Genomic DNA, 5,997 nt, shown 5'->3' on the forward strand with positions numbered 1-5,997 from the left:
CTCGCAAATCCCGTCTTTATAATTCTCGTAGTCCTTGATGAATCTTATTACTGAACATAATAATCTAACATTGTCAAAGTAGTAACTCTTTAGATTCTTATGACCACTCCTTTAACCCAAGCCTACCCCCGGCTCTGGTCGCTGGAAGCGGGCATGGCCATGGTCGTTACCGATTTGCACGGCGACGGGGACACCTACCGGCGTTACCGCGACCGTTTTGTGGATTTACACGCCGGCGGCCAGGCCGATTATCTCATTTTTACCGGCGACCTCATCCATGCCGACGACCCCCACCAACCGGACCAATCGGTGGATATGGCGCTCGACGTGCTGGCCCTGCAAGCCAGCTACGGTCCGGCCATCATTTATCTGTGCGGCAATCACGAACTGCCGCACATTTACGCCATGACCTTGGCCAAAGGGGAAAGAAGCTACACCCCGGCTTTTGAGGCAGCCCTTAACCAGAGCCAACGCCGGGCAGAGGTGCTGGCCCTGTTCAACGCGCTGCCTTTTTACCTGCGCACCCGCGCCGGTGTGACCATAACCCACGCCGGGGCCGCGGCCCCTTATGTTAGCCCAGGGGCGGCAGCCCAACTCTTTAATTGGGATCACCAGAGTCTTTTGCGCTGGGCCGATGAGATTCTGAGCCAGGAAGATATAGAAAGTTTGCGCCAGGGTTATGCCAAACTCCACCAAGCGCCCTCTTACCAGGCTTTGGCCCGCGCTTACCTGGCCGTGTCCGGGCCGGATGATCCCCGCTACAATGATTTACTGCGCGGCTTCATTGCCGGCAGCCATCCCACTTTTGACGAGTTACTCTGGCCGGCCCTGTTCACCCGTTGTGAAAAGGAGTATGGCTTGCCCGACTACGGCATCTTTTTGCACGCCATGCTCCAAGAAGTGTCGGTGAATTTTTTCCCCCAGCAAGTTTTGCTGGCCGGGCATATTCCCATTCGCGGCGGCCATCAAATCATTGGTCACCGCCACCTGCGGCTGGCCAGCGGACGCAACGCCACTCCCCGCCAGGCAGGCCAATATTTACTGTTTGATACGGCCCGGCCGGTTAAGACAATTGAAAATTTATTAAGCGGCCTGGCCAGCGTGTATCGGTAACCCCGCCAAAAATATCAACCAAAAATTTCCACTACGCCTTTTTGACAAATCAAACCAAACAGATATAATGGGCTTGATTTATAGTTGATAAGTCAACTGTTTAATTATCAACAGTTTAACTCGCAACTGTATCCGTCAGGTCGGTCAATCAAAATTATCTTCTTTTTACCAAAACTCAACGGTGAGTCATGGAATCCGCTTCCATAACCCTCTATCGGTTGTTAACCGAGGTCTTCATCCTGCTGGACGACGCCGACCGGCGCGCCCTACGCCAGCATAATCTCTCTATTCGCCAATTTAATATTTTGTATCACCTTAACCAGAACCAGGGCATGAGCATCAACGACTTGAGCCGTTGCCTGCTGTGCGATAAAAGCAATACCACCCGCCTGGTAGAACGGATGAAGCAAGAAGGCTTAGTTACCCGCGAGCGCGACACCCAGGACCGGCGTTACGTTTCGGTGAGACTCACCGAAACCGGTGTTCGCCTCCGCGAAAGCGCCATTGCCGCCCACCAAACCAGCATTGAAGAAAGGTTTAAAACATTGTTGCCCACGGAGCAGGCCGCGCTCAATCAATTATTGGTTCATTTGCGCGACAGCCTGCGAGAACACATTAGCCAAATACAATAGAAGTATTCCTTGAAAGGGGGTGATGACGCCTCAGATATTCAGATGATGTTAGTGGTACTTTTCAAACATGTCATTTCGAGTGATAGCGAGAAATCCCCGCAGTCATTGCTATAAAGCTTGGCGTCTGGCAAAAAGTGAGCCGAGTATACCTGTTGGTTGTGAACTTGAATCAGCCTACTCAGGGATTTCTCGGCCTCCGGCCTCGAAATGACATAGGGTTGAGTAGTAACCAAAGTAGTTAGTCAGAATGAAAAAACAAAATTCAAACTATTAAACCGTATGTGGAGGAGACCCAAATCATGAAAAAGAATATCTTGATTTTGTTTGTTGCTCTGTTGGCTCTGGTCGTTCTGGCCGCTTGCGGCGGGGCCGCGCCAGCGCCGGAAAAAGTCGTTGAAACCGTGGTGGTCAAAGAAACGGTGGAAACGGTGAAAGAGGTGGAAAAAGAAGTGGTGGTCACCAAAGAGGTGGAGGTGGTGAAAGAGGTTGAAGTGATGGCCGAGATGGAGCCGGTCAACATTATCCTCTGGACCAAAGAAGGCGAAGCCGATGGCGGGCTGCAATTTGTGCAATCATTGGCCAACGCTTATACCGAACTTCACCCCAACGTCACCTTTGAAGTGGTTAACAAGGAAGTTGAGGCTTTGCGCGAAGATTTTCAGACCGCGGCCCTGGCCGGCACTTCGCCCGATCTGCTGTGGACGGTAAACGACCATGCCGGCCCCTTTACCGCGGCTGAATTAATTATGCCGGTTGACGATCTGTTTGATCTCAGCCTGTATGTAGACGCCGCCCTGGAAGCCGCCAAGCTGGACGGCAAAACCTGGGGCGTGCCCATTGCCAACGGCAACCACCTGATGTTGCTCTATAACAAAAGCCTCATTGAGGAAGCTCCTGCCGATACCGATGCCCTTATTGCGGCTGCCACAGACCTCAAAGCCCAAGATATTGTGCCCCTGGTTTGGAACCAAACCGAGCCGTTCTGGCTGGTGCCCTGGCTGGGTGGTTTTGGCGGCAAGGTTTTTGCCGATGATGGCGTAACCCCCACCCTGGATACGCCGGAAATGGTTTCTACCCTGCAACTGCTGTACGACTTGAAATTCAAAGAAGAAGTTTACCCGGCCGAGAGCGATTACGATGGTTCCGACACCCTCTTCAAAGAAGGGAAAGCGGCCATGATCATCAACGGCGACTGGAGCCTGGGCGGTTACGCCGACATTTTTGGCGACGACCTGGGCGTGGCCCGCATTCCCAAAATCAGCGGCGCCGACTGGCCTCGCCCCTACACGGCGGGCACCTACTTTATGATTCCCTCCGCCCTGGAAGGCAGCGACAGATTGGCCACGGTAGTTGATTTTGTGAAATTTGCTACCAGCGCCAATAACCAGGCCCTGATGATTGCCAAACTTAATCGTTTGCCCGCTCTGAAAGCGGCCCTGGATGACCCGCTGGTTACCTCCAGCCCCATCCTCAAAGGTTCGGCCGATCAGATGGTGGTTGGCACGCCAATGCCCACCGTGCTGGAAATGCGCTGCAACTGGGACGCCATGAAACCGGAAATGCAAGCCGTACTCAACGACACCAAAACCCCTGAAGAGGCCGCTGCGGCCATGCAACAAGCCGCCGACGCCTGTATTCTGACGCTGGAATAAACGGACCAACACCAGGCCAGGAACAAACAACTGTTCCTGGCCTCTTTTTTGTAGATGTTTTTGCGTAGAGACAGGACAATGTCCTGTCTCTACCGGGCAAAAATCCAAAAACTTTTTCTAAACGTCTATAGCAGGGCTGATCGTTTTTTGGCCAAAGGAGCAAAAAATTATGGAAAACCTGACATTTGAGGTCATTACGAGCAGTCTGGGACAGGTAGGCTCTACCGTCCTATTTATCTTGGTGGGGACTATTCTCCTGGAAATCCTAATTTACTTGATAATGGGCAAAGTGTTAAAAAGCCGGTACACCCTGCCGGCAATGTTGCTTGGGCCGGGCATTGTCGGCCTGGCGGCCCTGATTGTTTATCCCCTGTTGTGGGAATTGAATCTCTCGTTCACCAACATGAGCCTGCGCCGCTTTGGCGACAAAGCCGAATACACCTGGCTGGTTTGCCAGGCTGCCGATCCCGCCGCCATCAACTCCTGGTTATTTGATTGCCTGTTAAAAAACTATGCCGACGTCTTTCGCCTGCCGGTGCTGAAACAGGTTTACTTCTTTCCCGTTTTTTTTAGAACCATTCTCTGGACTTTTATCAACCTTGTTTTTCACCTATTGGGCGGTTTGGGCCTGGCCATGCTGCTCAACCGGCCGATGCGGGGCCGGGCGCTGTACCGCACCCTGCTCATCCTGCCCTGGGCCATTCCCCAGGTTATTGCGGTTTTGGCCTGGCGGGGCGAATTCAATTTTGAATACGGCTTCCCCAATATAATGCTCACTCAAATTGGGCTGGAACCCGTCAAATGGTTAACCGATCCCACCTGGAATTTTATTGCCATGTGTATGGTCAACATCTGGCTGGGCATTCCCTTTATGATGGTCATTTTGCTGGGGGGATTGCAAAGTATCTCGCGCGAATATTACGAAGCCGCGGAAATTGATGGGGCCGGCGGCTGGGGACAATTCAGAAATATCACCCTGCCTTTGCTGCAACCGGTGATGACCCCGGCCATTATCCTGGGCACAATCTGGACCTTCAACAACTTCAATGTGCCCTTCTTTATCAACCAATTTGAACTGGAAACCAGTGATATTTTGGTGACGGCCCTCTTCCGGGCGGCGTTCCAGTATAACCGTTATGGCTTCTCTGCCGCCTTTGCCTTTGTCATTTTTATCATTCTATTGCTCTACTCCATTTTTTACATCCACGTCACCGGCACCTTAAAGGAGGTGAAACTATGAGCGTTACTGCCAAACAAACCGGCGCCTTTAGCAGCTTTTTTAAAGCCCGGCGCGGCGATAGCCCATTTAAACGATTATTGATCCACCTGACCCTGATCTTTAGCTCCATCATTGCCGTTTACCCGGTATTGCGGGTGGTCAGCGTTTCCCTTCGCCCCGGCAACCGGCTGCTCTCCACCTCGCTGGCCATCATCCCGGAAGATGCCACGTTAGATAACTACGTTACCGTTTTGCTTGATCAAAACTTGCTGTTATGGGTATGGAACAGCCTGGCCATTACCGTTTCCACCGCCATCATTGGCGTTATTCTGGCCTCCACCTCGGCCTACGCCTTTTCGCGCTGGAAATTTCCGGGGCGCACCAGCGGCCTGATCTTTCTACTGGCCACCCAAATGATCCCGGCCGCCATGCTGATGGTGCCCATTTTCATCCTGGCCGTGCGATTGAACCTGGTGGGTACCTACCGCGGCCTGGTCATTGCCTATTCGGTCAGTTCAATCCCCTTCAGTATCTGGATTCTAAAAGGCTACTACGACACTATCCCCCTTGATCTGGAGGAGGCCGCGATGATTGATGGCGCGGGGCGCCTGTCGGCCTTTTATCGCATCATCCTGCCTCTCTCCACCCCGGCCCTGGCCATTGTTTTTTTATTCAGCTTTATGACGGCCTGGAACGACTATCTATTGGCCCGGGTGCTGCTGGCCAACGCCACCGCCATCTGGACCTGGCCCCTGGGGCTGCAATCTTTACAGGGCCAATTTCAAACTGCCTGGGGCCAATTTGCCGCCGGTTCGGTGCTGGTCACCATCCCGGTCCTGGTCCTCTTCCTGTACTCATCTCGCTGGCTCATTTCCGGCCTCACCCTGGGCGGCGTGAAAGGGTAGCAATGCCGGCGCATACCCAACCAAACCCCAACCCCGCTCACCTGATCTGGCTGACTACCCCTGACCTCACCCTCGGCCTTGATCGCCGGAGCGGGGCGCTGGTTCACCTTTCGCCGCCCGACGGCGACTCGGTGATCCAGGGGGGCAGGGCCGCGCTGGACGCCCGGCTGAATGGGGCATGGTTGAACGAGCCGACTCGTTACCTGGCGCACACCATCGAAAAAACTGCTACCGGCACGGCCCTGGCCGTTACCCTGGCCCTTGGCCCGTTAACGCTGGTGGACCGGTTTCACCTGCTCGGCCCGCTCATAGAACGAACCGTCCGGGTTTGCGCCCCGGAAAAAATGCCGGGGCAGGGACAGCTTAACGGCGTGCGTTTCATTATCCCTGGCGTAGCCGTTGGCGATCCCGCCGGGTGTCGCTTTGAGGCCCCGGCCAGCGCCGTCCGGCCTCGCCTGCCTCTGTCCGTTGCCGCC

Annotated in this window: 6 protein-coding genes; all 6 read left to right on the forward strand. The window is 54.0% G+C overall.

Translation table 11 applies throughout. The features are described from left to right. Positions 1-99: 99 nt before the first annotated feature. Complete coding sequence (locus JW953_06325; protein MBN1992301.1) at positions 100-1,113, forward strand: metallophosphoesterase; 1,014 nt, start codon at positions 100-102, stop codon at positions 1,111-1,113. Between the two features lie 188 nt (positions 1,114-1,301). Next, positions 1,302-1,745, forward strand: coding sequence for a MarR family transcriptional regulator (locus JW953_06330; GenBank protein MBN1992302.1), 444 nt, complete (start codon positions 1,302-1,304; stop codon positions 1,743-1,745). Between the two features lie 494 nt (positions 1,746-2,239). Further along, positions 2,240-3,397 (forward strand): extracellular solute-binding protein, encoded by a 1,158-nt coding sequence (locus JW953_06335; protein MBN1992303.1) that lies wholly within the window; start codon positions 2,240-2,242, stop codon positions 3,395-3,397. A gap of 178 nt (positions 3,398-3,575) precedes the next feature. Next, positions 3,576-4,637, forward strand: coding sequence for a sugar ABC transporter permease (locus tag JW953_06340; GenBank protein ID MBN1992304.1), 1,062 nt, complete (start codon positions 3,576-3,578; stop codon positions 4,635-4,637). Further along, positions 4,634-5,521, forward strand: coding sequence for a sugar ABC transporter permease (locus tag JW953_06345; GenBank protein ID MBN1992305.1), 888 nt, complete (start codon positions 4,634-4,636; stop codon positions 5,519-5,521). Before JW953_06340 ends, JW953_06345 begins: the two co-directional genes overlap by 4 nt. Before the next feature lie 2 nt (positions 5,522-5,523). Further along, a partial coding sequence (locus JW953_06350) for a hypothetical protein (GenBank protein ID MBN1992306.1) occupies positions 5,524-5,997 on the forward strand: 474 nt, incomplete at its 3' end.

It is taken from the genome of Anaerolineae bacterium, assembly GCA_016931895.1.
Lineage (GTDB): Bacteria > Chloroflexota > Anaerolineae > 4572-78 > J111 > JAFGNV01.

Coding starts and splice junctions, on each gene's coding strand:
- JW953_06330 (MBN1992302.1), top strand. CDS start 1,302: ATGGAATCCGCTTCCATAACCCTCTATCGGTTGTTAACCGAGGTCTTC.
- JW953_06335 (MBN1992303.1), top strand. CDS start 2,240: ATGGCCGAGATGGAGCCGGTCAACATTATCCTCTGGACCAAAGAAGGC.
- JW953_06345 (MBN1992305.1), top strand. CDS start 4,634: ATGAGCGTTACTGCCAAACAAACCGGCGCCTTTAGCAGCTTTTTTAAA.
- JW953_06325 (MBN1992301.1), top strand. CDS start 100: ATGACCACTCCTTTAACCCAAGCCTACCCCCGGCTCTGGTCGCTGGAA.